At 64.1% G+C, this 26975-nt stretch carries 20 protein-coding genes and 1 pseudogene; 12 read left to right on the forward strand and 9 right to left on the reverse strand.

Going from position 1 to position 26975, the window contains the following annotated elements:
* Positions 1 to 14: 14 nt before the first annotated feature.
* Positions 15 to 1760 (forward strand): type I secretion system permease/ATPase, encoded by a 1746-nt coding sequence (locus HB777_04010; GenBank protein ID QND68644.1) that lies wholly within the window; start codon positions 15 to 17, stop codon positions 1758 to 1760.
* A pseudogene (locus tag HB777_04015) lies at positions 1760 to 3065 on the forward strand (HlyD family type I secretion periplasmic adaptor subunit). Before HB777_04010 ends, HB777_04015 begins: the two are co-directional and overlap by 1 nt.
* A gap of 615 nt (positions 3066 to 3680) precedes the next feature.
* Here the strand turns inward: HB777_04015 and HB777_04020 are convergent.
* On the reverse strand, positions 3681 to 4505 hold the full coding sequence (locus tag HB777_04020; protein QND63167.1) for a helix-turn-helix transcriptional regulator: 825 nt from the start codon (positions 4503 to 4505) through the stop codon (positions 3681 to 3683).
* A gap of 189 nt (positions 4506 to 4694) precedes the next feature.
* Here HB777_04020 and HB777_04025 point away from each other — a divergent pair, with 189 nt between their 5' ends.
* The 3 genes from HB777_04025 to HB777_04035 all read left to right on the forward strand — a co-directional run bounded on the left by HB777_04025 (position 4695) and on the right by HB777_04035 (position 10078).
* Positions 4695 to 6497: a thiamine pyrophosphate-binding protein gene (locus tag HB777_04025; protein ID QND63168.1), complete on the forward strand. Its 1803-nt coding sequence runs from the start codon at positions 4695 to 4697 to the stop codon at positions 6495 to 6497.
* Positions 6498 to 6608: 111 nt separating this feature from the next.
* Complete coding sequence (gene hisD / locus HB777_04030; GenBank protein ID QND63169.1) at positions 6609 to 7913, forward strand: histidinol dehydrogenase; 1305 nt, start codon at positions 6609 to 6611, stop codon at positions 7911 to 7913.
* 32 nt (positions 7914 to 7945) lie between these two features.
* The gene (locus HB777_04035) at positions 7946 to 10078 is read left to right on the forward strand and encodes a LamG domain-containing protein (protein ID QND63170.1); all 2133 of its coding nucleotides are present in this window, start codon (positions 7946 to 7948) and stop codon (positions 10076 to 10078) included.
* 14 nt (positions 10079 to 10092) lie between these two features.
* Here HB777_04035 and HB777_04040 read toward each other — a convergent pair whose 3' ends face one another.
* The gene (locus tag HB777_04040) at positions 10093 to 11559 is read right to left on the reverse strand and encodes a PLP-dependent aminotransferase family protein (protein ID QND63171.1); all 1467 of its coding nucleotides are present in this window, start codon (positions 11557 to 11559) and stop codon (positions 10093 to 10095) included.
* A gap of 100 nt (positions 11560 to 11659) precedes the next feature.
* On the opposite strand from HB777_04040, the gene HB777_04045 reads away from it, so the two are divergent.
* From HB777_04045 to HB777_04075, 7 genes are all read left to right on the forward strand, one after another.
* Entirely contained in the window at positions 11660 to 13027 is a 1368-nt protein-coding gene (locus HB777_04045) for an aspartate aminotransferase family protein (protein QND63172.1), read from the forward strand.
* Positions 13028 to 13147: 120 nt separating this feature from the next.
* A complete protein-coding gene (locus tag HB777_04050; protein QND63173.1) occupies positions 13148 to 14362 on the forward strand; it encodes an ABC transporter ATP-binding protein in 1215 nt (404 codons plus the stop codon).
* Positions 14359 to 15231: an ABC transporter permease gene (locus HB777_04055; protein QND63174.1), complete on the forward strand. Its 873-nt coding sequence runs from the start codon at positions 14359 to 14361 to the stop codon at positions 15229 to 15231. The genes HB777_04050 and HB777_04055 overlap by 4 nt, the downstream gene beginning before the upstream one ends.
* On the forward strand, positions 15228 to 16031 hold the full coding sequence (locus HB777_04060; protein QND63175.1) for an ABC transporter permease: 804 nt from the start codon (positions 15228 to 15230) through the stop codon (positions 16029 to 16031). The genes HB777_04055 and HB777_04060 overlap by 4 nt, the downstream gene beginning before the upstream one ends.
* Positions 16032 to 16071: 40 nt before the next feature.
* Entirely contained in the window at positions 16072 to 17115 is a 1044-nt protein-coding gene (locus HB777_04065; protein ID QND63176.1) for an extracellular solute-binding protein, read from the forward strand.
* Positions 17116 to 17185: 70 nt separating this feature from the next.
* Entirely contained in the window at positions 17186 to 18736 is a 1551-nt protein-coding gene (locus tag HB777_04070; protein ID QND63177.1) for a GMC family oxidoreductase, read from the forward strand.
* On the forward strand, positions 18729 to 19589 hold the full coding sequence (locus HB777_04075; protein QND63178.1) for a sugar phosphate isomerase/epimerase: 861 nt from the start codon (positions 18729 to 18731) through the stop codon (positions 19587 to 19589). Before HB777_04070 ends, HB777_04075 begins: the two co-directional genes overlap by 8 nt.
* Positions 19590 to 19700: 111 nt before the next feature.
* Here HB777_04075 and HB777_04080 read toward each other — a convergent pair whose 3' ends face one another.
* The 7 genes from HB777_04080 to HB777_04110 all read right to left on the reverse strand — a co-directional run bounded on the left by HB777_04080 (position 19701) and on the right by HB777_04110 (position 26835).
* Positions 19701 to 21077: an MmgE/PrpD family protein gene (locus tag HB777_04080; protein QND63179.1), complete on the reverse strand. Its 1377-nt coding sequence runs from the start codon at positions 21075 to 21077 to the stop codon at positions 19701 to 19703.
* A gap of 40 nt (positions 21078 to 21117) precedes the next feature.
* Entirely contained in the window at positions 21118 to 21930 is an 813-nt protein-coding gene (locus HB777_04085) for a CoA ester lyase (protein ID QND63180.1), read from the reverse strand.
* Positions 21924 to 22766: a hypothetical protein gene (locus tag HB777_04090; GenBank protein QND63181.1), complete on the reverse strand. Its 843-nt coding sequence runs from the start codon at positions 22764 to 22766 to the stop codon at positions 21924 to 21926. The genes HB777_04085 and HB777_04090 overlap by 7 nt, the downstream gene beginning before the upstream one ends.
* Before the next feature lie 10 nt (positions 22767 to 22776).
* Positions 22777 to 23907: a CoA transferase gene (locus tag HB777_04095; GenBank protein ID QND63182.1), complete on the reverse strand. Its 1131-nt coding sequence runs from the start codon at positions 23905 to 23907 to the stop codon at positions 22777 to 22779.
* The gene (locus HB777_04100) at positions 23900 to 24640 is read right to left on the reverse strand and encodes an NAD(P)H-dependent oxidoreductase (GenBank protein QND63183.1); all 741 of its coding nucleotides are present in this window, start codon (positions 24638 to 24640) and stop codon (positions 23900 to 23902) included. Before HB777_04100 ends, HB777_04095 begins: the two co-directional genes overlap by 8 nt.
* A 9-nt stretch (positions 24641 to 24649) precedes the next feature.
* Positions 24650 to 25798: an acyl-CoA/acyl-ACP dehydrogenase gene (locus HB777_04105; GenBank protein ID QND63184.1), complete on the reverse strand. Its 1149-nt coding sequence runs from the start codon at positions 25796 to 25798 to the stop codon at positions 24650 to 24652.
* A gap of 101 nt (positions 25799 to 25899) precedes the next feature.
* The gene (locus tag HB777_04110) at positions 25900 to 26835 is read right to left on the reverse strand and encodes a LysR family transcriptional regulator (protein QND63185.1); all 936 of its coding nucleotides are present in this window, start codon (positions 26833 to 26835) and stop codon (positions 25900 to 25902) included.
* Positions 26836 to 26975 lie beyond the last annotated feature (140 nt).

Below are 26975 nucleotides of genomic sequence, written 5' to 3' on the forward strand. Positions count from 1 at the left end.
ATCACTTGAACGCGATGCCGCAGTCCCGTCCGTCAGAGCCGCCGCGAACGACCCTCGCGGCGGTTCTCGGTTCCTTCCGGCGTGCCTTTACCGGCATCGCGCTGATGAGCGGTGTCGTCAACATACTGGCGCTGACCGGCTCGTTCTTCATGCTGCAGGTCTATGATCGCGTCATTCCCGGCCGCAGCGTGCCGACGCTGGTCGGGCTGGCGGTGTTTGCCGGCACGCTGTTCGTCTTCCAGGGTGTGCTCGAGCTCATCCGGTCGCGTTTGCTTGTGCGCATCGGCATGGCGCTGGACGCGCGCATGAGCGGCCAGGTCTATGCCGCCCTTATGCGCCTGCCTTTGCGTACCAAGCTCGCGGGCGATGGCTTGCAGTCGCTGCGCGATCTCGATCAGGTCCGGTCATTTCTGTCGAGCGTCGGCCCAACAGCGCTTTTCGACCTGCCGTGGATGCCGCTCTACCTCGGCATATGTTTCCTCTTCCATTTCTGGATCGGCATGACGGCACTGGCCGGCGCCGTCATTCTGTTCGGCCTGACCTTGTTTGCCGAGGCCCGCACACGCGAGCCCGCCAAAAGAGCCAACAGCCAGGCCGCTGCCCGCAACACGCTTGCGGAGGCCACGCGCCGCAATGTCGAGGTTCTGCAGGCGATGGGCTTTGGTTCGCGTATCGCCGAGCGTTGGTCCGGCATCAACGCCGACTATCTCGACACCAACGCGAAAGCCAGCGATCTGGCCGGCACGCTGGGAACGGTCTCGAAGATCCTGCGCATGATGCTGCAGTCCGGCATATTGGCGATCGGCGCCTGGCTCGTCATCCATCAAGAGGCGACAGGCGGCATCATGATCGCCAGCTCGATCATGATGGGCCGGGCGCTGGCGCCGATCGAACTGGCGATCGCGCACTGGAAAGGCTTCGTCAATGCCCGCCAGGCCTGGGCCCGGCTGACCCAGTTGTTGGCCCTGCTCCCCGAAACCGCAACCAGTGTCGACCTGCCGGCGCCGACATCCACCCTTAAGGTCGAAGCCATCGGCGTCACGCCGCCGGGCGAGCGCCGCGTTGTCGTCCAGGACGCCAGCTTTGCGCTGGAGAAGGGCGCCGGGCTCGGCATCGTCGGTCCGAGCGCCTCGGGCAAGTCGTCACTGGTCCGCGCGATTGCCGGGATATGGCTCCCCATGCGTGGAACCGTGAGGCTGGACGGAGCAACGCTCGACCAGTGGTCGCCGGAAGAGCTCGGCAGTCATATCGGTTATCTGCCTCAGGATGTGCAGTTGTTCGACGGCACCATCGCCGAAAACATCGCGCGTTTCGAACCTCAGGCCGCTTCGGACAAGATACTGGCGGCGGCCCGGGCAGCCGGCGTTCACGATCTCGTCGTGCATTTGCCGGAGGGCTACGAGACGCGCATCGGTGAAGCCGGTTCGGCGCTTTCGGCTGGCCAGCGGCAAAGGGTGGCGCTGGCACGGGCGCTTTATGGCGACCCCTTCCTCGTCATCCTCGACGAGCCGAATTCCAATCTCGATGCCGAGGGTGAGGCCGCGTTGACGGAAGCGATCCAGGGGGTTCGCGCGCGTGGCGGCATCGCCGTCGTGGTCGCGCATCGGCCGAGCGCGCTGGCAAGCCTCGATCAGGTTCTGGTGATGGCAAACGGCCGCGTCCAGGCCTTCGGACCAAAGAACGAAGTCCTGAACAAGGTCACCCGGCCGGCCGGCGTTCCCTTGAAGGTCGTATCCGGGCCTGAGGAGACTGCATCCTGATGGCCGCGGCTCCCACCATCGACCGGACCATCCGGCGCTATCTGCTTGGTGGCGTGGCCGCTTGCATCCTTCTCGTCGGTGGCGCGGGCAGTCTGGCGGCGGTCACGGAGCTTTCCGGCGCCGTGATCGCGTCGGGAAAGATGGTCGTCGATTCCAGCGTCAAGAAGGTCCAGCACCCCACCGGTGGCGTGGTCGGCACCATTCTGGCGCGCGAAGGCGACGCCGTGAAATCCGGCCAGGTCCTGATCCGTCTCGACGAAACCGTCACCCGCGCCAACCTCGCTATCGTCACCAAGGGCCTCGACGAATTCGAGGCTCGGCTGGCCCGTCTCGAAGCCGAGCGTGACGACCATGCCGACATCGCCTTCCCAACCTCGCTGATCTCGCGGCGGGATGACACCGCCGTTGTGCGCGCCATGGCCGGCGAACAGTCGCTGTTCGAGTTTCGCCGGCAGGCTCGCGCCGGGCAGAAGGCTCAGTTGGAGGAACGCATCGCGCAGCTTGCCGAGGAGGCCTCGGGGCTCACCGAACAACGGGAGGCCAAGAGCCAGGAAATAAAACTGATCGGCACTGAACTGGACAGCATCCGCACGCTCTGGCTCAAGAAGCTCGTCTCGATCGACCGCATGACGGCGCTGGAGCGTGACGCGGTTCGGCTCGATGGCGAACACGGGCAACTGACCGCATCGATTGCACAAGCGAAAGGCCGGATCGCCGAGACCCGGTTGCAGATCATCCAGGTCGACCAGGGATCTGCGCAGCGAGGTTGCCACCGAGCTTCGCGATGTCCAGGGAAAAATATCCGAATTCGTCGAACGCAAGGTGTCAGCCGAAGACCAGCTCAAACGCATCGATATCCGCAGTCCGCAGGATGGCGTGGTTCACCAGCTTGTCGTCCATACGGTCGGCGGCGTCATTTCGCCGGGCGAGGTGATCATGCTCGTGGTGCCGGTGGCCGACGATCTGACCGTCGAGGCCCGCATCGCGCCACACGACATCGATCAGCTCTCGCTGGGCCAGGACGTGGCCCTAAAACTCTCGGCGTTCAATCAGCGCGTGACGCCGGAACTGAACGGCGTGGTCGACGAGATATCAGCCGATCTCAGCGTCGATGAACGCAGCGGCGCGGGTTTTTACACCGTGCGCGTCAGCCTGCCGCGCACGGAGCTGAAGAAACTGAAAGGCCTGACCTTGGCGCCGGGCATGCCCGTTGAAGCGTTCTTCTCCACCGGCAGCCGCACCATGCTTTCCTATCTCGTGAAGCCGCTGGCCGATCAGATAGCGCGTGCGTTCCGGGAGGAGTGACACTCCGGCTCTGTAGGGTCGTCAAAATACTGCCTGCTTTTCGGCAGGATCCCACCGTAAGCTGACCAACCGCTCACGGCCCATTTGGGTCATTCACGAAGGGAGTTCCTGGCGACCTGCGGCTCGGTCGGCGATATCTCGAAGCCAGTAATTAGTCGCGTACGTCGTCCTTAGGTTCGCCAGACCATACGAGGGAATACGAAGGAAATGGGTTGGCGAACCAGCCGCTAACGTATTGATTTCCTGTAGGAAATGTTGTCCCTCCGGGCCTACCATTATCAGTAGTAGCTTACGCCAAATCTCTCATGGGTTGATTCATCAGACTCGACCAATCTCCTGGCGTTCGAAGGAAAATATTTTGGACCTGCGCTCTCAATCTCCTTCTCACTGAAAACACATGTGACACGTAATACGGAAATTCCGGTGTCGGAACGGACGCTCAGCGATCCATGCGGTGATCGGCGGTAGTGACGTGCGAATGGGATGGTTTGGCCCAAACAGATGTGCGTCAAAAAAGGTCGTCAGTGGCGCGTGTTCACATCAGCTTCTTGAACAAGGCAGCTATCCGACTGAGGATCAAGACTAAGGAGAACCTCTGACAAGGAGAGGAATTGCTTACATGATCTGGATCATGTCGCTGCCGTCCCCGAGGAACTGAAGGGCTTCCTTGGGGATCGAAGGGTCCTTCGCGTTGAGCACGGTCAGGCTTTCCAGTTGCTGGCGGCCGATCAGACCGGGGCCGCGATAGTGCAGCGCCACCTTGGTCGAATAGGGCTGGCGGAACATGGTCGCGGCGATGCCGCTGGTGATGCCGAACATGAATTTCTTGGAGCTGCGCTGCACCGGCGCGAACACGCCGAAGGTCAGCTCGTTGCGCTGGATGCGCTCGAAATCGACGGAGAAGACGCGGCCCGCCACCGGAAAGACGAAGCCGTAATATTTGAAGACATAGTCGATCTTGTCGGGCGCGTCGTAGCTCGGGAAGCGCTCGATGTAATAGTGCTGGTAGAAGTCGTTGTTGCGGTAGATGCAGTAGGCCGAGCGCAGGATCGAGCCCTTGTAGATCGAGGAATACTGGTAGCGGTCATAGACGCCGACGAGGTCGTTGCCGTCCGACTTGGCGCCGATGATGGCCGTTTCGATGAACTTCGTGACCTCGGGCGATTCCCGCAGCTTCTCCATCACCTGGAAGAAATTGCCTTCGACCAGTGTCCTGAACTCGAAGGCCGGCGAGAACAGGATCGAGACGCTGACGCCGAAGAAATTGGCGATCAGGCTCATGTTCTGCGGCGAGGGCAGATGCAGGCCGGAGAGATATTTGTTGAATTGCTGCCGGTTGAGGCCGATCTTGCGGCAGACCGTGCTGATCGATCCCTGACGTTCGCACAGAAAACGCAGATTGGCGGCGAAATCCGCGATCTTGCCGGCGTCGTGGTCCATCCGTGGTCGTCCGTTCATGTCAGGCTGAAGCAATCTTACGCACACAATGCCTCAGGTCGCTTCAACAATCAAATCGCTGCGAACTTGCCGAAACGGCTTGTTGGATGCTGATTGGGAACGGCATCACGGTAAGGAATTCGCCGGGTTCGCGAGCCTTGCCGGGCAAGAAACAAGAGAGGGACGAGCCACATGAGATTGACGGGCGGCCAGATCGTGGCCAAGGCGCTGAAGGACTATGGGATCGAATATGTCGCCGGCGTGCCCGGGCACGGCATCTGGTCGCTGTTCGATGCCTTCCTGGCCGAAGGCTCGCACATCCCCTTCATCCAGGTCATGCATGAGCAGAGCGCCGTGCATATGGCCGACGGCTATTTCCGCGCCAGCGGCAAGCCGATGGCGTGCTCGACCTCGATCGGACCTGGCGCCACCAACACCATCATAGGGCTCGCCACCTGCTACACGGATTCTATTCCGGCCTTCTACGTCTCGGGCGGCCCGGCGACGCACATGAAGGGCCATGGCGTCATGCAGGAGCTGGAGCGCCAGCAGGAGAACGCCTTTCCGCGCATCACCGAGCAGGTGACCAAGCGGGCCTACAAGGCGGGCCGTGTCGACGAGCTGCCTTTCATCATGCACCGCGCCTTCAACACCATGCTGTCGGGCCGTCCGGGTCCAGTGCATGTCGAAGTGCCGATGGACATCCAGACCGAGGCGGCCGACGTCACCATCCACCCGCTGGCGCAACGCATGGCGCTCGGCGTCGCCTATCCCGATCCGATCGCCGTCGAGAAAGCGGCAGCGCTCCTGCTGTCGGCCGAACGGCCAGTGATCCTCGCTGGCGGCGGCGCCATCAGCGCCAACGCTTCCCAGGCGCTCACCGCGCTGGCTGAAAAGATCGGCGCCGCCGTCTCGACGACGTGGAATGGCAAGGGCGCGATCTCGGAAGACCATCCACTGTCGATCGGCGCCATCGGCCAGACCGGCACCTCCTGCGGCAACGCCATCACCGCCAGCGCCGATGTCGTCATGTCGGTCGGCTGCCGCTTCACCGACTGGTCGGCATCGAGCTACCGCAAGGGCGCCTCGATCTCGATCCCACCGGGCAAGCTGATCCATATCGATCTCGACCACCACGAGATCGGCAAGAACTACGCCACCGAGGTCGGTATCGTTGCGGACGCCCGCGTCACGCTGGAAGCGATCCTTTCGGCGATATCCGACCAGCAATCAGCCAGGGCGATGAACCGCCGCGACCGTTATCTCGCCGATATCCACGCGGCCAAGGCCGAGTGGGAAGCGATGCTGGCGCCGCGCCGCGACTCGCATGAAAGCCCGTTCACTTCGCAGCGGCCGCTCGGCGCGCTGCGCAAGGTGATGGACCGCAACGGCATCATCGTGGCCGGCTCGGGCAACACGCAGGGCGCGGTCAAGCAGACGTTCCCGGTCTACGAGCCGCGCACCCATCTGACCTCGGGATCGTTCTCGCCAATGGGCTGGGCGGTGCCGGCCGCTCTCGGTGCCAAGCTCGCCATGCCGGGCCGCCAGGTGGTGGCGGTCGTCGGCGACGGCGATTTCATGATGTCGCTGCCCGAAATGGGCACCGCGGTGATGAACGGGATACCGGCCGTGTTCCTGGTGCAGAACAATCGCGGCTACATGTCGATCCGCGGCGGCCAGCGCAAGTTCATGGGCCGCCATGTCGCCAGCGAGTTCAATTACCACAAGGGCAATGGCGAGCCCTACACCGCAAACATTTCCGAGGTGGCAAAAAACTTCGGCATGGAATCCTGGAAGGTCGAGGACTCGGCCGATCTGGAAAAGACGCTCAAGGCAGCGCTCGACTGCGGCGCCCCGGCACTGGTCGAGGTGACGACCTCGCGCGATGCTGCGGGGCCGTTCGTCACCGGCTGGTGGGATTTCCCGTCACCCGAATATTACGACAAGGAGCAGGAGGCCTACGCCGAAGGCCGCGCGCTCGAACAACACCTTTAGGACAGCACGAGCGGGCAGCGAAGCCGCCCCTCATCCATAGAAATTGACCGGTTGCAGCGTCGTGCCTGTCGCGGCGATGGCCGAACTTTGCCTGCCAGAAAGGCCATTGCCATGATCAGACATTTGAAGTCGGCGCTGCTTGAAGGCGAGACCGCGCAGGCTGCCGCCGTGACCAGGACGGTCGAAGCCCTGCTGGCGGAGGTCGAGCGTGGCGGCGATGCGGCGGTGCGGGCGCTGTCGGTCAAATTCGACGGGCTCGACCGCCAGTCCTACCGGTTGACCGATGCTGAGATCAGGCGCTGCGTCGACAGCCTCACCAGCCGTCAGCGCGCCGACATCGAATTCGCGCAGGAGCAGGTTCGCGGCTTTGCCCAGGCGCAGAAGGACGCGCTCAGGGATATCGAGGTCGAGACCTTGCCCGGTGTCGTGCTCGGCCACAAGAACATACCGGTCGCAAATGTCGGCTGCTACGTGCCGGGCGGCAAATATCCGCTGCTTGCCTCGGCACACATGTCGGTGCTGACCGCCAAGGTTGCCGGCTGCGACCGCGTCGTCACCTGTGCGCCACCCTTTGCCGGCGAGATCGCGCCGCTGATCGTCGCCGCCCAACACCTGGCCGGCGCCGATGAGATCTATTGCCTGGGCGGCGTACAGGCGATCGCGGCGATGGCTTTCGGCACCGAGACCATTCAGCCGGTCGATATGCTGGCCGGTCCGGGCAATGCCTATGTGGCCGAGGCCAAGCGGCTGCTGTTCGGCCGTGTCGGCATTGATCTTTTCGCCGGGCCGACGGAGACGCTCGTCATCGCCGACGACACGGTCGATGGCGAGTTGTGCGCCACCGACCTGCTCGGCCAGGCCGAGCATGGCGTCAATTCTCCCGCCGTGCTTGTGACCAATTCGGAGAAGCTCGCCAGAGACACGCTTGCCGAGATCGAGCGGTTGCTGAAAATCCTGCCGACCGCAACCATCGCCCGCAAGGCCTGGGAAGACTATGGCGAGGTCATCGTCTGCGACACGCTCGACGAGATGGTGTCGGAAGCCGACCGTATCGCCTCCGAACATGTCCAGGTGATGACCGCCGACCCTGACTATTTCCTCGACAGGATGAAGAACTATGGCGCGATGTTCCTCGGCGCGCGCACCACCGTCGCCTATGGCGACAAGGTGATCGGCACCAACCACACGCTGCCGACCAAGCGAGCGGCGCGTTATACGGGCGGGTTGTGGGTCGGCAAGTTCCTCAAGACCTGCACCTACCAGCGGGTGCTGACCGACGAGGCATCGGTTCTGGTCGGCGAGTATTGCTCGCGCCTCTGCATCATGGAAGGATTTGCAGGGCACGCCGAGCAGGCCAATGTGCGGCTGCGGCGCTATGGCGGCAGGAATGTTCCCTACGGCGGCACCGTGGGGTAGGTGAAGCGGCACGAGGGAGCGACAACAAGACGATGCTGACTGGCTACACCGATCGCCTCAGTGCCCGTCCGGGCGAGACGCTGTCCTTCATGGTCAGCACCAACGCGCCGTTGTTCAAGGCCGAGATCGTGCGGCTGCTGAATGGCGACACCGACCCGCGTGGCCCAGGCCGCCGCGAACTTGTCGTCGGGACCGCAGCGGATGGCGAGTATCCCGGTGTCGAGCAGAAGCTTGCTCCAGGCTCCTTCGCCCTGGTTGCCGATCATGCGAAACTGCGGCTGGCTGGCGACTTCACTCTGTTCGCCTGGATTCGCCCAACGCGACTGGCCGCCGGCGAGCAATTGATCCTGTCCAAGGAAGGGCCTGGCGATGCCGGCTATGGGTTTGGCCTGACCGACACCGGCAAGCTATTCCTGCGCATCGGCGCGGTGCGCATCGAAGGGATATCGCCGATACTGGAGCAGCGCTGGCACTGGGTTGCCGCGCGTTACGAAGCTGCTACCGGATCGGCCCGGCTCTCGGCCGGTTTGTCCGCGCGCGATCAGTCGCTTGTGAGCGATTTCGGTGGGTCAGGGCATTTGCCGCACGCCGCAAGCTCTGACGCGCCACTGCTAATTGCCGCGTCGCTGCACGGCGGACGGCGCGGCGGCTTTTACAACGGGCTGATCGCCGATCCCTGCATCTTCGGCAAATGCCTTGACGACGCCGAGCTTGGCGACCTCGCGTGGGGCATTAATTTCGGTGCCCTGCCACGGCCCTGCATCGCCGCCTGGGATTTCAGTGTCGGCAGCAGCGGTATGATCGTCCACGACGTCGGTGGGCTGGGGTTGGACGGCGCCACACATCAGTCGCCGGTGCGCGCCATGACCGGACCGCACTGGACCGGCGAGACGGATGACCCGCGGATCGATCCGCGCGGCTATTCGGCGATCCATTTCCACGAGGACAGTCTGTCGGATGTCGGTTGGCGGCCGAGCTTTGTCTTCACCGTGCCGGACGATCTGCCGAGCGGCGTCTATTCGGCCCGGCTGACGGCCGGCGACGAGACCGACGACCTGCCGTTTCTCGTCTGCCCGCCGAAGGAGGTTGCAACGGCGCCGCTGGCGCTGCTGGTGCCGACTTTCACCTACCTCGCTTATGGCAATGAGATGTGGGGCGAATACGGGCTGAACTGTCTCTACGACCGCTATGTCGACGGGGCAGGGGTGCCGCTTGCCTCGCAGCACCACCCGATCAAGACTTTCCGGCCCGGACGCGGCCTGCTGAAGTCGGTGGCCGGCGAGCATTTCGGCCGGCATCTCTGCGCCGATCTCTATGCGGTGGACTGGTTGAGCGCGACCGGCCAGCCGGTCGACATCATCACCGACCACGAATTGCACCGCGAAGGTGCTGCGCTGCTGTCGCGCTACAAGGCGGTGATGACCGGCTCGCATCCGGAATATGTCTCCGGCCAGATGCTCGATGCGCTGGAAGCCTATCTCGGCGCCGGCGGCAGTCTTGCGTATCTCGGCGGCAACGGCTTCTACGGCGTCACCTCGCTGGCCGAGGATGGCGGCATGATCGAGGTGCGGCGGCCCAACGGGACGAGGCCCTGGTCGTCCAATCCCGGCGAAGGCCATCACGCGCTGACCGGTGAGCCCGGCGGCCTGTGGCGGTTTCGCGGCCGCGCGCCGCAGCGCCTGGTCGGCGTCGGCTTCACCGCGCAAGGGTGGACCTCGCGCGACGATTGCGGCTTGCCACGTCCCTACCGGCAGACAGGCGACGGCGGCCATCGGCTGGCGGCGGAACTGCTCTCCGGCATCTGTGAGGGCGAGGCGATCGGCGATTTCGAAACGCTGGGGCTCGGCACCGGTGCCGCCGGTGACGAGGTGGACCGTGCCGACGCCGCACTTGGAACACCGGCGCATGCGCTGGTGCTGGCGACGGCAACCGGGTTTTCGACCGATTACCAGCTGGTCATCGACGAGCGCCGCCAGGTGAACGAAGCCTCGACGCTTGCCGGCGATCCGCAGGTGCGGTCCGACATCGTCTGTTTCGAAACCGCCGCAGGCGGCCTCGTCTTCTCGGTCGGCTCGATGCAGTGGTTCAGCGCACTCTCGCACAATGGCTATGACAACACCGTCTCGACGCTGACGCGGAATGTGCTGAAGCGGATGCTGCGCTAGGCCAGTCGTTCACCTCACCCGAGATGGCTGCGGATCACCTGGTTGAGCTTGTGCAAGGCGCGCGGGATCTGTTTGTCTTCGGTCGCCGCATAACCGATCATCAGGCCGTGCTCTGGGGCGCCGTGGATATAATGCGCTGACAGGGGCGTGACGTTGATGCCGGCTCCGAGCGCGTTTTCGACGATGGCGACATCGTTGACCGGGGTGCGAAAACGCCACGTCGTCTGCAGGCCGTTGCCTTCATCGAGCTGTTCCATCACGTCGCCGAACAGCGCTTGGGCATGTCCGGACAAGAGTACCCGCCTGGCCGCGTACAGGCGCTTCATGCGCCTGGTGTGGCGGGCGAAGTCGCCGTTGCGGATGAAGTCGGCAAGGGCAGCCTGGGTGGCCAGCGGGGCCGCCGTACCCATCAGGAAGTTCGCCTTGCGCACCGGTCGCACCACTTCGCCGGGAAAGATGATGAAACCCAGCCTCAGGTCGGGCAGCATCGTCTTGGCGAACGAGCCGACATAGATGGTGCGATGATCGGCATCCTGTGACTGCAACGTGGGCACGCGGTTGCCGCTGAAGCGGAACTCGCTGTCGAAATCATCCTCTATCACCCAGGCGCCGGTTTCGGCGGCGAGCTGCAGCAACCGCAAACGCTGTTCGATGCGCATGGTCGAGCCGAGTGGGAACTGGCAGGACGGGGTCAGGTAGATCAGCTTCGGCCGCAGCGCGGCGATCGTGTTGAGGTTCCAGTTGCGTCCATTCACATCAAGCGGCGCGATGCGCGCGCCCGCCGCGCCGAAGGCGCCGTGCGCACCGGTATAGCCCGGCTCCTCGATCATGACAGGATCGCCGGCATCGATCAGCAGATGCGCCAGCAGCGTGAAGGCGCTCTGCGCGCCGCCGGTCACCATGATCTGGTCCGGCTGGCATTTCACGCCGCGCGACGACTGCATGTACTGGGCGATCACCTCGCGCAGCCCCTGATGGCCGCCATAGCTGTGGTAGCCGAAGGTTTCGCCGGCAGTGTGGCGCATATGCTTTGACAGCAGGCGGCGCCAGATGGTGAAGGGAAATGACCCTGCGTCAGGCAGGCCGGGCTGCAGGAAGTGGCTGCCTGGAAAACCGGTTTCATGGCGCAAGGTCACCAGCGCCTGGCCGCGTCGCGAAAGACTGTCCTGAAGCCGTGGCAACGGTTCGGCGTCGCGTCCGCCACCGGCGGAAGGCAGCGGCAGCACCCTGGCGCGCGCACCCTTGCGGGTCTCGATATAGCCTTCCGTCTCCAGCTGCTCGAAGGCGGCGATGGTGGTGGTGCGCGACAGGCCGAGATCGGCAGCCAGCGCCCGTGTGGAAGGCAGCCGCGCGCCGCTTCTCAGCACACCGGCCGTGATCTGGTCGCGGATCCGGCGATAGAGCTGCTGGAAGATCGGAACCTGGTCATGCTGTTCGAACCCGGTTGGGTCGATGGCGATATCGCGGATCGGCTCGCCCAAACTGGTATCCTCACTTTGTCTGTTTCTGGCGATTTTCGGACGATCACCAGTCTCCTATCGTTCCGGCATCGAGACCGAAGTCAAGCTGGAAGGCAGGGCCATGACCACGCAGATGCTGAGAAATTCCGCCGGGGATGCCGAGGCTGCCGCCAAGCACCTGATCTTCCCGCTGGTGCCGCGTGAGGACATGCAAGCATATGGCCCGAGCATCCTGATGTCTGGCAGCGGCGTACGGGTCACCGACCAGCATGGCACGACGATGCTCGACATGATGAGCGCCACAACGCGCGCGGGCTCACTCGGCTATGGCAATCGCGAGATCGCGCAGGCGATGTACGACCAGGCCATCACCATGCATTATTCCGGCGCCGGTCGGAACACCAACGCGGCGGCCGCCCGGCTGGCGGAAAAGCTCACCGAGATCACGCCTGGCCGGCTGAACCGGGTGACGTTCACCTCCGGCGGCTCTGAAGCGACGGAAACCGCGCTGAAGATCGCCAAGCAATATCTGCAGCAGAGCGGCCGCAAGCCGCGCGCCTTCAAGGTCATCTCGCGCTGGAGCGCCTATCATGGCGCGACCATGGGCGCGCTGTCCTGCACCGACTGGCTGGCGGTGCGCGACGTGCCCGATCCGCGCGTGCCGGGCCATAGTTTCGTCGCCAACCCGATGCGTTACCGCAACCCCTATGGGCTCGACGAGGAGACCTATTCAGACGTCTGCGTCGCTCATCTCGAGCGTCAGATCCTGCTCGAGGACCCCGAACTGGTCGCCGCCTTTATCGGTGAGCCGTTCCAGCAGGCCAACGGCGTGCAGATCCCGATGCCGAGCTATTGGAAGAAGGTGCGCGCGCTGTGTGACAAATACGGTATCCTGCTGATCATGGACGAGGTCATCACCGGCTTCGGGCGCACTGGCACCTGGTTCGCCACCGAACAGCTCGGCATCGAGCCCGACATCCTCAACATGGCCAAGTCGATGGGCGCGGGCTACGCGCCGATCGGCGCCGTCATGACCCGCGACGAGATCGCCGACGGCATCAGCCATTTCCGTCATGTCCACACCTATGCCGGCCACGCCATCTGCTGCGCCGCCTCGCTCAAGGTGATCGAGATCATGGAGCGTGAGCGCCTTGTCGAAACTTCCGACGTGCTCGGCCATCAATGGCAGCAGGCGATGAAGGACGCCTTTGGCGATCACCCAATCGTCGGCGACATACGCGGCCGCGGTTTCTGGCAGGCAATCGACTTCACCGCCGACAAGGCGAGCCGGGCCGCCTTCACCGATGACACGGTGGTGGCGATCGCCAGGCGCGCGCGCGAACTCGGCGTCATCGTCGGCCCGATCGGCACCGCAATCGAGATCGCGCCGGCTCTGATCGCCACGCGCGAGGACCTGGCCGAGTGCACCCGTGCGATGGCGCAAGCGATTGACGATGTCGCACGCCAACGCGGTCTTGGTGGCAACTAGCGGCGGGTGATGTCGTCCTGAAAGGTGTCTCTGCGTTTGAAGCATACTGACGCACACAATGCGTCATGGTGAGAACAAAAAACCGGATTCGCGAAATTGACGGAAGGGTCGAGTAACTCGATGATTTCACGACTGAATTCCGGACATGCAGGTTTTCGCATATCGGCGTTTCGTCTAAATGGCCCGCAGAGGTTAGCAGTGCATGCGCACACCAACAAATCGGCCAGCTACAGGGGACATCTCACAGTGAACGTCGCAAGCCCGGATCAGACCAGGCCGGATCAGACCAGGACAGGATCGCAGCCAGCCGCCGGCCCACAGGCCGGGGGCGCGGTGCTGCTCGGCATCGACCATGTCGGCAAGCGCTTCGGGTTCGGCGAGGGGCAAATCACCGCGCTGGACGACGCCAGATTCGAGATCTCCGACAACGAGTTCTTCACGCTGCTCGGCCCGTCGGGTTGTGGAAAGACGACACTGCTGCGGATCATCGCCGGTTTCGAGCATCCGACCGAGGGGCGTATCCTGCTCGATGGCCGCGACATCGGCCACGAACCGCCGTTCAAGCGGCCGGTCAACACAATGTTCCAGAGCTATGCGCTGTTTCCGCATCTCAACGTGCGCCAGAACATTGCATACGGGCTGGAAATGTTGCGCTGGAAGCCGGCCGACATCAAGCGCCGCGTCGACGAGGTGCTCGAGCTCGTGCAGATGCCGGCCTTCGCCGACCGCCGCACCACACAGATGTCCGGCGGCCAGCAGCAGCGCATCGCGCTGGCGCGGGCATTGGCGCCGCGTCCGCGTGTGCTGCTGCTCGACGAGCCGCTGTCGGCGCTCGACCTCAAGCTGCGCAAGGCGATGCAGAGCGAGTTGAAGCGGCTGCAGAGGGAGACGTCGCTGACCTTCGTCATGGTCACCCATGACCAGGAGGAGGCGCTGGCGCTGTCGGACCGCATCGCGGTGATGAACAAGGGCAAGGTGCTGCAGGTGGGGACGCCCGAGGAGATCTATGCGCGCCCGAAAACCTGTTTTGTCGCCGACTTCATCGGCGAGGCGAACCTGATCCCGGCCGGCCTTGTCGGACTGGCCGACGGCCATACGATCTCGATCCGCACCGAGCAGATCTCGGTGCGCTCGCGCCCGGCCACGACAAGGCGCAGCGTCGAGGCGATCGTCACCGCGTTGACCTTCCTTGGCGCCGACACCCTGATCGAGGCGCGCTGCGCCGGCGATGTGCCGATCAAGGCGCGGGTGCGCGGCGCGGTATCGGGCCTGGCTGTCGGCGACCGCGCCGACTTTGCCTGGGATCACTCCAGCGAGTGGCTGCTCAGCGAATGAACGCCCGGTTGACCACCATCCTGTTGCGTTCGCCGGTCCTGGTGACCATGGTGCTGTTCATGCTGGCGCCGATGGTGCTGGCGGTCGTCTATTCCTTCATGACCAACGGCGCTTATGGCGGCGTGCGCATGCCGTTCACCGCGCTCGCCTACCGCCAGCTGCTGTTCCAGGAGGATTTCGACGGCAATCTGGTATTCTCCACCGGCTATCTCGCGATCCTGTGGCGCTCTGTGCTGCTGGCCGCGCTGACGGTGGTGGCGAGCCTCGCCATCGGCCTGCCGCTGGCCTGGTACATGGCCTGCAGTCCGCCGGCAAAACGGGCCCGGCTGCTGCTGCTGATCACGCTGCCATTCTGGATCAACACGCTGATCCGTACCTATTGCTGGGTGCTGATCCTGCGCGACGAGGGGCTGCTCAATAGCGGGCTGCGCCGGCTCGGCCTTGTCGGCGGCCACTTCCTCTACAACGACTTCGCCATCCTTCTGGGCATGATCTACACCTATCTGCCGTTCATGGTGCTGCCGATCTATGCCGTGCTCGAACGCGTCAATGGCGACGTGATCGAGGCCTCGCACGATCTCTATGCCGACCGCTTGAGCACGTTCCGGCGCATCGTCTGGCCGCTGGCAATGCCCGGTGCGATCGCCGGTAGCCTGCTGGTGTTCGCTCCAGCGCTGGGCAGCTTCCTTGCCCCCGACCTGCTCGGCGGGGGCCGCCGGCTGATGATCGGCAGCCTGATCCAGCTTCAGTTCACCTCCTCGCGCAACTGGCCGTTCGGTGCCGCGCTTGCCACCGTCGTCTCGGTCGCCATCCTGGCGGTGCTGTTCGTGGTCGTGCGCAAGAGCTTCAACAAGGTGCCGGCACGATGAGCAGCAAGCCATTCGACTGGAAGGCGACACCGGGGCTCTCGACGCTGTCCTGGGTGGTGTATCTGTTCCTCTACGCGCCGCTTCTGGTGATCATCGTCTACAGCTTCAACGCCGGTCGCCAGGCGACGCTCTGGGAAGGTTTTAGCCTCGACTGGTATGCCAAGGTCTTCCACAACCGCGATATCGGCATCGCCCTGTCGAACAGCCTGATCGTCGCTGTCGCAGCCATGATCCTGTCGACAATGCTTGCGGTTACCGCGGCCCTTGGCCTGCGCCATGCCAGGGCAGGCGGCGGCGGCCAGATCACGCTCGGCCTGATCCTGATGCCGCTGGTGGTGCCGGAGATCGTGGTGGCGGTGGCGACGCTGGTGTTCTTTTCCGGCATCGGCCTGAAACTCGGCCTTGGCAATCTGATCATCGCCCACACAGTGTTCTGCGTGCCCTTCGCCTATCTGCCCATCCAGGCGCGGCTGACCGATATGGGCTCGGCGGTCGAGGATGCGGCGCGTGACCTCTATTCCAACGAATGGCAGGTGTTCCGCCGCGTGACCTTGCCGCTGCTTTTGCCGGCGATCCTGTCCGGCGCCATGCTGGCCTTCGCCTCGTCGCTGGACGACTTCCTGATCAGCATGCTGCTGGCGGATGCCGGCCAGACCACTCTGCCCGTCTACATCTACGGAATGCTCCGTCTGGGTGTGTCGCCAGAGATCAATGCGGTGTCGACGCTGCTTCTGGCGTCGTCCGTGGTGATCGTTCTCGTCGCCCTGCGCATGCAGGGCATGACGAAACGCAAAAGCTGAACAGCAGACTTTCAACACGAGAAACCGAAGGGGAATGACAATGACAGCTGTATTGAAACTGATGCGCAGCGGGGTGATCGCACTCGCGCTCGCCAGCCTGTTCGGCAGTTCCGCCATGGCGGCGGACACGCTGCATATCTACAACTGGACCGGCTATATCTCGCAGGCGATGCTCGACAAGTTCACCAAGGACACCGGCGTCGCTGTTTCGCTGGATACGTTCGACAACAACGAGACGCTGTTGGCCAAATTGCGCGGCGGCTCCAGCGGCTACGACATCACCGTCGCCTCGACGGATTTCGTGCCGCTGATGATTGCCGAGAAACTGATCCAGCCGGTGAACATTTCCGAACTGCCCAACTACGATCATCTTGATGCGCAGTGGAAGAAAACCACCTGGGACCCGGGCAATGTCTATTCGATCCCGTATTTCTGGGGCGTGACCTCCTATGCGGTTGATACCGATCTCTACAAGGGGCCGACCGACAGCCTGTCGCTGCTGTTCAACCCGCCCGCCGAATTGCAGGGCAAGGTCGGCATGTTCTCGGCGCCGACCGAGGTGATTGCACTCGCCATGCGCTATCTGGACATCGAACCCTGCACGACAGATCCGGAAAAGCTGAAGAAGGTCGACGCGCTGCTGCAGGCGCAGAAGCCGTTCGTGAAGATCTACGACTCGGCCGGCATCATGGGCCGGCTGGTGTCGGGTGAGACAGCCATATCGCAGGTCGCCAATGGCGAAGCCCTGCAGGGGCGGATGCAGAAACCCTCGCTCAAGTTTGTTTTCGCCAAGGAGGGCGGCGTCGCCTGGATCGACAATCTGGTGGTGCCGACTTCGGCTGCCCGGCCGGATCTCGCCAAGAAGTTCATCTCTTTTCTGATGGATCCCGCCAACGCGGCGCTGCAGCAGAAGGATGTCGGCTATCCCACTGGCGTCGTCGGCACCGAACCGATGCTGCCCAAGGAGATCGCCACCGCGCCGGAAGCGCAGGTGCCCACGGACTACAAGAAGGTCGTCAGCCCTGTGTGCTCGGAAGAGGCGGCGAAGAAATACGACCTGATCTGGACGCGCCTGCGCCAGTAGGGTCAGCCCGGCAAAGCAGACACGCGGGGCGCGCGCTAGCCGCCCCGCGCGGCAACAGATTGGACCGTCCATGAACGCGATTTCCAGACCGGATGTCATCATCGTCGGCAGCGGCGTCGGTGGCGGCACCACGGCACTTCGGCTTGCCGGACAAGGCCTGTCGGTGCTGATGCTGGAGCGCGGCGACTATCTGCCGAAGGAGGCCGACAACTGGAGCCCGCAAGCGGTCTATATCGACCGCAAATACACGGCCCGCGAAACCTGGCTCGATGGCGACGACAGGCCGTTCCATCCGTCCGTCTTCTACAATGTCGGCGGCGCCACAAAATTCTTCGGCTGCACCATGATCCGCTTCCGGGAACGGGATTTTGGCGATCTCGAACATCATGGCGGCCTGTCGCCGGCATGGCCGATCTCCTATGCCGATCTCGAACCCTGGTACGACGAGGCCGAGCGTCTCTTTCACACGATGGGCACCGAAGGCATCGACCCGACAGAGGCGCCGCGCGCCAACCCGTTTCCTTACCCCGGCGTGCGTTCCGATCCGCCGATGGAAGCGCTTTGCGCCCGGTTACGCGGGCAAGGGCTGCATCCGTTTCCGCAGCAGGCGGCCATCCACATGCCGCCTCGGGGCAATTGCGTGCGCTGCGGCACCTGCGACGGCTACCCGTGCAAGATCGGCGCCAAGGCCGATGCGGAGCGCAGCGTCGTAGCCCCGGCGCTGGCGAGCGGCCGGGTGAGCTTGCGCACCGGGACTGTCGCCAGGCGGGTGCTGCTGTCACCGGACGGCAGCGAGGTGACTGGCATAGAGGTCGAGCAGGGCGGTCGCATCGAGGTGCTGACCGCCGCCATCTATGTGCTGGCTGCCAGCGCCATCAATTCGGCCGCCATCCTGCTGCGCTCGGCCACCGACCAGGCGCCGCGCGGTGCCGCCAATAGCTCGGACGTCGTCGGCCGGCACTATATGGCGCACAACAACACGGCGATGATGGCGATCTCGGCACGCCGCAACCCGACCGTTTTCCAGAAGACCGTGACCATCAATGATTTCTATTTCGGCGATGATGATTTCCGCTATCCGATGGGCTGCATCATGTCGCTCGGCAAGCTGAAGCCGGGCATGATGACGGCTGCCAATCCGCTGGTGCCGAAGCTGGTCAACAGGATGCTGTCGGACCGCAGCTATGACTGGTGGATCATGTCGGAGGACCTTCCCGATCCGCGCAACCGGGTGTCGATCTCCGGCGGCACGATCAAGATGGACGTACGCCGCAACAATCTGCGCGCCCACACCGAACTGACCAGGCGCGCCGCCCGCGCCATGCGCCGCGCCGGACTGCCGTTGACCCTGACCAAGCTGATGCCGGTGGCGACGACATCGCATCAGTGCGGCACCGTGCGCTTCGGCAGCGATCCGGCCAAGGCCGCACTCGACCCCTATTGCCGGACGTTCGACCACAAGAACCTGTTCGTCGTCGATGCCTCGTTCTTTCCATCCTCGGCGGCGGTCAATCCGGCGCTGACCATCGCCGCCCAGGCGCTGCGCGTCTCCGACCATATCGCGGCGACCGACTTCGGCATCGCGGCCGCCAACCCATGGGGGAAAACCGACCATGTCTGAAGCCGTCAACAGCACGCTGATGCCGTTCTCGAACGTCGCCCATCTGCCGCTGGGGGAGAAATTCGAGGCCACCCGCATCGCCGGCTGCAATGCTTTGTCGCTGATGCCCCATGAGGTCGAACAGATGATGGCGGCCGGCATTCCGGCCAAGGAGGTGCGTCAGCGCGCGGACGATGCCGGCATGCGCATCCTGCGGCTCGATCCGCTCAACACCTGGTCGCGGGTCTGGCTGCCCAACAATATGGACGACGCCTATATCGCCACCGTCGACACGCCGCGCGAACGGGTGTTTTCGCTGTGCGCCGAGCTTGGCTGCCGCTCGATCAGCCTCAACGCGACGTTCCCGCTGGGCTCGATGCCGATAGAGGCGATCATCGAGGATTATGCGGCGATCTGCGAAGCTTCGGCCCGATTCGACCTCGACTGCTCGCTGGAGTTCATTCCGCTGTGGGGTGTGCCGACGCTCGAAATGGCCTGGCAGATCGTGCAGGGCGCCGGTGCCAACAATGGCGGGTTGGTCTTCGACACTTGGCATTTCGTACGCGGCAAATCCGACCTTGCCGATCTCAGAGCCATACCGGGTGGCAAGATCCACTGTGTGCAGCTGAATGACGGGCCGCTGGACCTGCCGGCCGGCGTGACGATCAAGGACGATTGCTATGACCGCAAATTCCCGGGCAACGGCCAATTTCCAAATGTCGAGATCGTCCGCATTCTGGCTGAAACAGGTGGTCTCAACCAGGTCGGGGTCGAAGTGTTCTCGCCGATGCTGAAGGACATGAGTGCCAGGCAGGTGGGCGAGATTTCGCGGGCTTCCGTGGCGGAGGTGATGAGATTGGCTGCGGAGCTGTAAGCAAGGAAATTCCGGCGTCGAAAGGGCCGCTCAGCGCCATACGGTGATCGGCGGCAATGACATATGAATGGGATGGTTTGAGCGGGCTCGAGCATTCGGCGCCGTGGCGGACTACGGCTCTGCAAATATATCCGCCGTGCTCCCGGGCTGATCGAGCCTCCAGATGCGGGCTATGCAGCGGCGCATCTCGTCGGCGATGGCGCCGCCTCGAAATTCGGCAAGGCGTATGGCCTTGGCTTCCAATTCCTGTTTCGCAAGCGTGTTGCCGGGGTCGCCCTTGGGTTCATCGACGCGGGCATCGAGTTTGCGGCCGTCAATGGTTATGACGCTCACCTTGCCGACCCACTGCCTGGGATAAAGGGCGTCGACCTCGGCGTCGAGTTCCATCCGCACCTTCGCGCGGAAGCGCGCGACGCGGGTGTCGGCAAGTGCTTGGTGTTCGAACGCGTCGAGGTCAGCGACGCCATGGACGGCGATGAGGCCCAACACCGTGCCCATGGAGAACTTCGCCTGGTGGACGGTTTGCGGAATGACCACCGCGCCCAGGACGTCGATGGCTCCCTGGTGGACATGGGTCACCACGTCGGCGATGTCGTCCGGACCGAGCCCTTCGCGGCGCATGAGAGACTGCAGCGCGTCAGCGGCCGGATGCGTGTGCCGGCAGGCGGCGTGCCATTTGAAGGACGTCTCCTCGGTTGCCCAACGGCTGCCGAGGCCGTCCGTCAGGCGGGCCGGATCGGCGTCGCTGGACATGCCTGAAGCCATGCCCTTTTTCCCTTCGAGGATCTGCGCGGCCCCCTTGAAGCCATCGCGGGCCAGATAGGCAGAAAACAGGCCGTTGGCGGCGGCTCGCGCCGTATGAAGCTGCTTGGAATCGGCGGCATCGCGCAGGAATTCCCAGAGCCCTGCCGCCTGGGTGCCGGCGGAGCCGAGAGCATGGTTGAGGCCGGCTGCGTCCAGCCCGATCAACTTGCCGACCGCCGCGGCCGCGGCGACAGCGCCAGCCGTGCCGGTGGTGTGGAATATCTCGTAGTGCGAGCGTCCGAGGAATTCTCCGACGCGGATGCCCACTTCATAGCCGGCGATGCAGGCTGTCAGGATGTCGCGACCGGACTTGTTCTCAGCCTCGGCAACCGCCAGAACCGCCGGAAAGATCACGGCGGCCGGGTGAAAGACCGAGCCGTTGTGAACGTCGTCCTGTTCCACGACATGGGAGGCCGCCGCATTGACCATCGCCGCGAAATAGGGGCTGGTGCGCCGCCGCGTCGGGATGATGGTGCTTGGGCCGTCCGCCGGTCCCATCGCGCGAGCGAAGCCATCGATCATCTCGACTTGGTGCGCGCCCTTGCCAGCCAGCGCCGAGCCGAGCCAGTCGATCATCAGTCCTTGCGCGAAATGAACGACGCGCGGCGGGATCCGTTCGAAGTCGAGTTCGGCAATGAAGGCGCAAAGTCTGGCGGTCGGCCAATCGGCGTTGTCCGTGCTCATCCGTTGCTCCTCCTCTGCATGCGCTTTAGATGCATGCCTTTTAGACCAAAGCGGCCCGGCGCAGGACCTGCCTTGCGCGCTCGATGACCGGCCGATCCACCATCTCGCCGTTCACCTGGTTGGCTTCGCCTGATGAGGCCGCACCAATGATGTCGCGTGCCCATGTGATGTCATTTTCGCTCGGGCGAAAGCCATTGCGAATCGGCTCGATCTGCCTCGGGTGGATGGCCATCTTGCCGCCGAAGCCCATCTTCATGGCGTGGCGTGCGTCATCCTCGGCGATTTCGGGGCTGCTCAGGTCGGTCGTCACGCCGTCGATCGGCGCGCCGCGGCCAGCCGCGCGCGAACGCCAGATGATTTCGTTGCGGGCCGCAAGCAGGATCAGCCGATCATGCGCGCAACCGAGATCGAGCGAGAAGTCGACCGAGCCGAAGGCGACGGCAACGACGCCGGGCGTGGCCAATATATCCGGCAGGTTGGCGAGGCCGACAGCACTCTCGACCAGCGCGATGACGCAAACGCTGCGTGCCATGTGCCTGGTCATATCGGTAATGTCTTCCGCGCGCTCGGCCTTAGGCAGCATGACGGAGACGCCGTCGAGATGCCGTACGGCGTCGATGTCCGCTTGGTGCCAGGGTGTGCCGGCGGCGTTGATACGGACCACGACCGCGGATTTCAGCGTTGCTGCATTGGCGACAATTGCTTCGCGAGCGCGGTCCTTGTCGCCAGGGGCGACGGCATCCTCGAGGTCGAGAATGACCGCGTCCGCGCCGCTGCTGTCGGCCTTGGCAAACCGCTCCGGCCGCGAGCCGGGTACGAAGAGCGGCACGATAGGCGTGACGAAGCTCACCATTGCGCCGTGGCCTTCACCGTCACATGGCCGTCGGCCGACCGTACCTCGAGGGCCATGCCATCTTGGCCTCGGGATGTTGCGCTCAAAAGCAGGCGCTGCGGGCCGGTCGCGGGATGCACGCCGCGGAACGAGAAACGGCGCGGCCCGGCGCCGACAATGGCGGTGGCGAAGTTCATCAGCAGCGTTGCCTGCAGCGGGCCATGGATGACGAGCCCGGGATAGTGCTCGACGGTCGTGGCGTAGGGCGCGTCGTAGTGGATGCGGTGCCCGTTGAACGTCAGCGCCGAATACCGAAAAAGCAGTACCGGATCGACGTCGACCGAAAGCTCGTGCGATGCGACCGGGGTTGGACTTGCCGGCGGGGCAGGGGTCACCGCAGCAGCTTCGGCGGCGCGATAGACGATGGTCTGGTCCTCCTCGATCACCGGACCGGCGTCGTTGGCAATGTCGTGCCGGACCGTGACGAAGGTGAGCGGGCCGCTGCGGCCATGCTTCTCCTCGATGGCGGTCAATGTCGAGCGGCGGCTGATGCGGTCGCCGGAGCGGATCGACGCCATGAAACGCACGTCGCTGGCAGCCCACATGCGGCGCGGAAGCGGCACCGGTGGCAGGAAGCCGCCTTTGGCCGGGTGCCCGTCAGGTCCGAGTTCGCGCATGGCGGCAATGTCCGGCGTCAGGCACCAGTGCAGGCCGGGTGGCGCCGCGCCCTCGGCGGTTTGCGCTGCGTGGTCGCCAAGCGTGGCGCCAAAACTGGCCAGCAGGCGCGGGGTCACAACATCCTCGACCTCGTGGGTGCGTCCAACCCATTGCTGCAGCGTGCTTGTGTCCAGGCTCATCAGGTCCTCATCAGGCGGCGAATTCGGACCGGATCCGGTCCGTGTCGGCGCCCAGGGCGGGAACGCTGGGGACTGTTGCGAATCCCTCCGACCGCCCTGCCGGCATCGGCACGGCGATGCGCCTGCCGTCCGGCAGCGCCACCTCTGTCCGGCGCAACGCCTTGTGGTGCGGAAGGTCGCGCATTGCGCTGACCCGGCCCCAGGCGATCTGCGCCTCGTTGAGACGGTCTATGGCCGCTTCGCAGTCGATTGCCGCGAAGATCGGTTCGATCTCGGCGTCGAGTGCCGTGCGGTTGGCAACCCGCCAGGCATTGGTGGCGAAGCGTTCGTCGGCGAACAGATCCTGCCTTTGCAGCACGAGGGTGCAGAAGCGCTTCCATTCACTGCTCTGCTGGATGGAGACGACCACGCTGCCATCCCGGCAGGCATAGGGTCGATAGGGGTAGATCGAAGCGTGCGCCAGGCCATATCTCTGCGTCTCGCGGCCCGCATGTTCGTAGTGCAGCAGCGGCACCGTCATCCAGTCGGCCATGGCGTCGAACATGGCCACCTCGACGATGCGGCCGCGTCCGGTCTTCTCGCGCGCCAACAAGGCTTCGAGGATCGCTGCATGGGCATTCATGCCGGTGGCGATGTCGGCGGCGGAAACCCCGACCTTGCTCGGCGTATCCTGTGTGCCGGTGACGGCGCAGATGCCGCTTTCGGCCTGCACCAACATGTCGTAGGCGCGCATGGCCGCGTAAGGCGTGTCCTGTCCGTAGCCGACGATGTTGATGGCGATCAGCCGAGGAAAATCTTTCGCGATTGTATCGGCCGAGAGGCCGAGCCTGTCGATCGCGCCCGGCGCGAGATTCTGCACGAGAACATCGGCGCGCGCGACCATCCGGTGCAGCAAAGCCAGGTCGTGCTCGGCCTTCAGGTCGAGCACCGCGCTCTCCTTGCCGCGGTTGAGCCAGACGAAGTAAGCCGACATGCCTTCAACAGTGGAATCGTAATGACGCGCGGTTTCGCCTTCCGGGCGCTCGATCTTCACGACGCGCGCGCCGGCATCGGCAAGGCGGACCGTGCAGAGCGGAGCGGCGACGGCCTGCTCGATGGAAACGACAAACAGGCCCTCCAGCGGGCGGGCGCCGTCAGACATTGCGCTGCACTCCCGAGCGCGCCAGCACGCCCGGCTTCAGCCGCTCGTTCTTGCCGTAATCCCCCGCTGGATGGAAGAACAGCCGGGGCGTGCCGTCGATGTCCTCGAGCCTCTTGCGGTAGGTTTCCAGATAGGCCTTGCGGCCATCGTCGCCGACACGGCCCGGCATATAGGCGACGAAGGGCGGCAGCACGTCGAAACCCGAATAGCGCAGCAGGCCATTGTGGATCGGCCACAGCACTGTGAGGATGTCGCCATCGATGCCGTCGGGCGCATAGGTGTCGGCCGATGTGCCTGTGGTGGCGGCCACCATGGCGAGCTTTCCCTTGAACATGCCGGTGTCGTATTTGCGGCCCGGCAGATACGCAAAACCGCGCGCGAAGACACGATCGGCCCAACCCTTGAGCATTGCGGGCATTCCGAACCACCAGACCGGGAACTGGAACAGCACGAAGTCCGCCCGTTTCACCTTGTCGATCTCGGCGTTGATGTCGGCCGACAGTGCGCCGACCTCGTAGGCGGCGGTCTGTTCGCGCGGCAGGCTGAAGAAGTCCGGATCGTTGCGCTCGCCCGATATGTCGCCCGGCCCTGCGACAGGATTGAAGCCCATCGCATAGAGGTCGCTGACGACCACATCGTGGCCTGCGCGGGTCAAGGTTTCCACAGCCAGATCCTTCATGGCGCCGTTGAAGGATTTTGCTTCCGGGTGTGCATAGACGATGAGGACGTTCACGGACGACTCCTAGTAGGAACGCGGCAGCCCAAGCACGTGCTCGGAAAGGTATGACAGGATCAGGTTGGTCGAGATCGGCGCGACTTGGTAGAGGCGCGTCTCGCGGAACTTGCGCTCCACATCGTACTCTTCGGCGAAACCGAAGCCGCCATGCGTCTGGATGCAGACATTGGCGGCCTCGTTCGAAGCGTCGGCTGCCAGCATCTTGGCCATGTTGGCTTCAGCGCCGGGGTTCTTGCCGGCCTCGTAGAGGGTCAGCGCCTCGCGCACCATCAGTTCAGCAGCGCGCATATTGGCGTAGGCCCTTGCGATCGGAAACTGGATGCCCTGGTTCTGGCCGATCGCCCGGCCAAACACATGCCTCTCCTTTGCGTAGGTGCTTGCCTTCTCGATGAACCATTTCGCATCGCCGACGCATTCGGCTGATATCAGGATGCGCTCGGCGTTCATGCCCGAGAGGATGTAGCGGAATCCCTTGCCCTCTTCGCCGATCAGGTTTTCGGCCGGCACGCGCAGGTCGTCGAAGAAGACTTCGGTGGTGGCATGGTTCATCATGGTACGGATCGGCCGGATGGTGAGGCCGTTGCCGACGGCTTCGCGCATGTCGACGATGAGGACGGAAAGGCCGTCGGTCTTCTTCATGCCGTCCGTGAGCGGCGTGGTCCGCGCCAGAAGCAGCATCAGATCGGAATGCTCGGCGCGGCTTGTCCAGATCTTCTGGCCCTTGACCACGAAATGATCGCCGTCGAGGCGAGCAGTGGTCTTGAGAGCGCCGGTGTCGGTGCCGCTGCTCGGTTCCGTGACGCCGAAGGCCTGCAGGCGCAATTCTCCGGTGGCGATCTTCGGCAGGTATCGCTGCTTCTGCGCTTCCGAGCCGTGGCGCAGAAGCGTGCCCATCGTATACATCTGGGCATGGCAGGCGCCGCCATTGCAGCCGGCGCGCTGGATCTCCTCCAGCACGGCAGCGGCGGCCGAAAGCGGCAGGCCCGAGCCGCCATAGGCCTCCGGGATCAGGATCGAGAGCCAGCCGGCCTCCGTCAACGCCGCGACGAATTCACCGGGGTAGGTCATGTCCCTGTCCAGGGCGCGCCAGTATTCGCCGGGAAAGCGCGCGCACAGCCTGGCGACGGCATCGCGAATGTCCTGATAGGATTCCATGAGGTTTGTCCGGCTTTCGTCTTGCGGGCCTCACTATCGCGCCTTCATGTCCTGTCAGCAATGCAAGGTAGGCGTGAGCAGATATAACGGAATTCGAATGCTTATGGTGGAGGGCCGAGAAGCTGGCCGACCCAGACGGCTCGCCCGACAAGATCCTTGACGATGTCCTCTATCGCTTGTCCGGCAAACCGCGCCAGCCGCGAGGCAGGCCGGTCTGCCGGGTAGGCAAGGATCAGGCGGCGCACGGGCACCGGATCGATCAGCGGCGCGGCAGTGAGCAGCCCAGCGGTCACGTCGGCATGGATCGGAGCGAGCGGCAGGATCGTCCAGCCATGGCCGTTGCGCACTAGGTCCTTCAGCGCCGAGTACGAGTCCGCTTCGATGCCGACATCGAGCGTGATGCCGGCATCCGTGGCGCAGCGTTCGACGATGATGCGCAGTCCGTGCTTGATGCTGGGCAGCAGCAGGCGCTTGCCGGCGAGCGAGGCGAACGATACGGCGCGCACGGTCGAAAATCCCGCGTCCGGCGGTCCGATCAGGAAGAGGTTTTCCAGGAGCAGCGGACGCGAGCGCAGTGAACGCGCCATGCGGGGGTCGTAGAGCACCGCGACGTCGACCTCGCCACGATGCATCCAGTCCAGCAGATAGCCTGTATAGGCGCTGACAAGTCTGAGTTTCGCCTTGGGATGGGCCTTGCCGAAGGCGGCAGCCAGCGGCAGCGAAATAATGTCGGCAACAGTGGGTGGCAGGCCGATCGCCACTTCGCCGGTCAGCGGCGCATCGGCGGGCGTCGCCGTGGCGCGGATCTCGTCGATCTCGGCCATCACGCGCATGGCGTGCGTCAGCACCTCCTTGCCTTGCTCGGACAGCACCATGCCGCGTCCGTGGCGCAGGAAAAGGGCAAAGCCCAATTCCTCCTCCAGCATGCGCACCTGCCGGCTGAGCGCCGGCTGCGCGATGTGCAGCCGGTCGGCAGCCTTGCTGAGGCTGCCGAGTTCAGCGACGTGGATCAGGGTGCGTAGCTGCGATAACTCCATGAGCTATCGAATATCATTATATCTGATCACAAGAAAGAGACGAAGATTAGATCGAACCGCCGAGGTAGCCTGGCTCCAGTCCAAATTCTCGGGGGTCCAAGGTGACGGCGAGCGTAGAAGCAAAACATCCGCAAGCAGCA

This window comes from Mesorhizobium loti (assembly GCA_014189435.1).
Lineage (GTDB): Bacteria > Pseudomonadota > Alphaproteobacteria > Rhizobiales > Rhizobiaceae > Mesorhizobium > Mesorhizobium loti_G.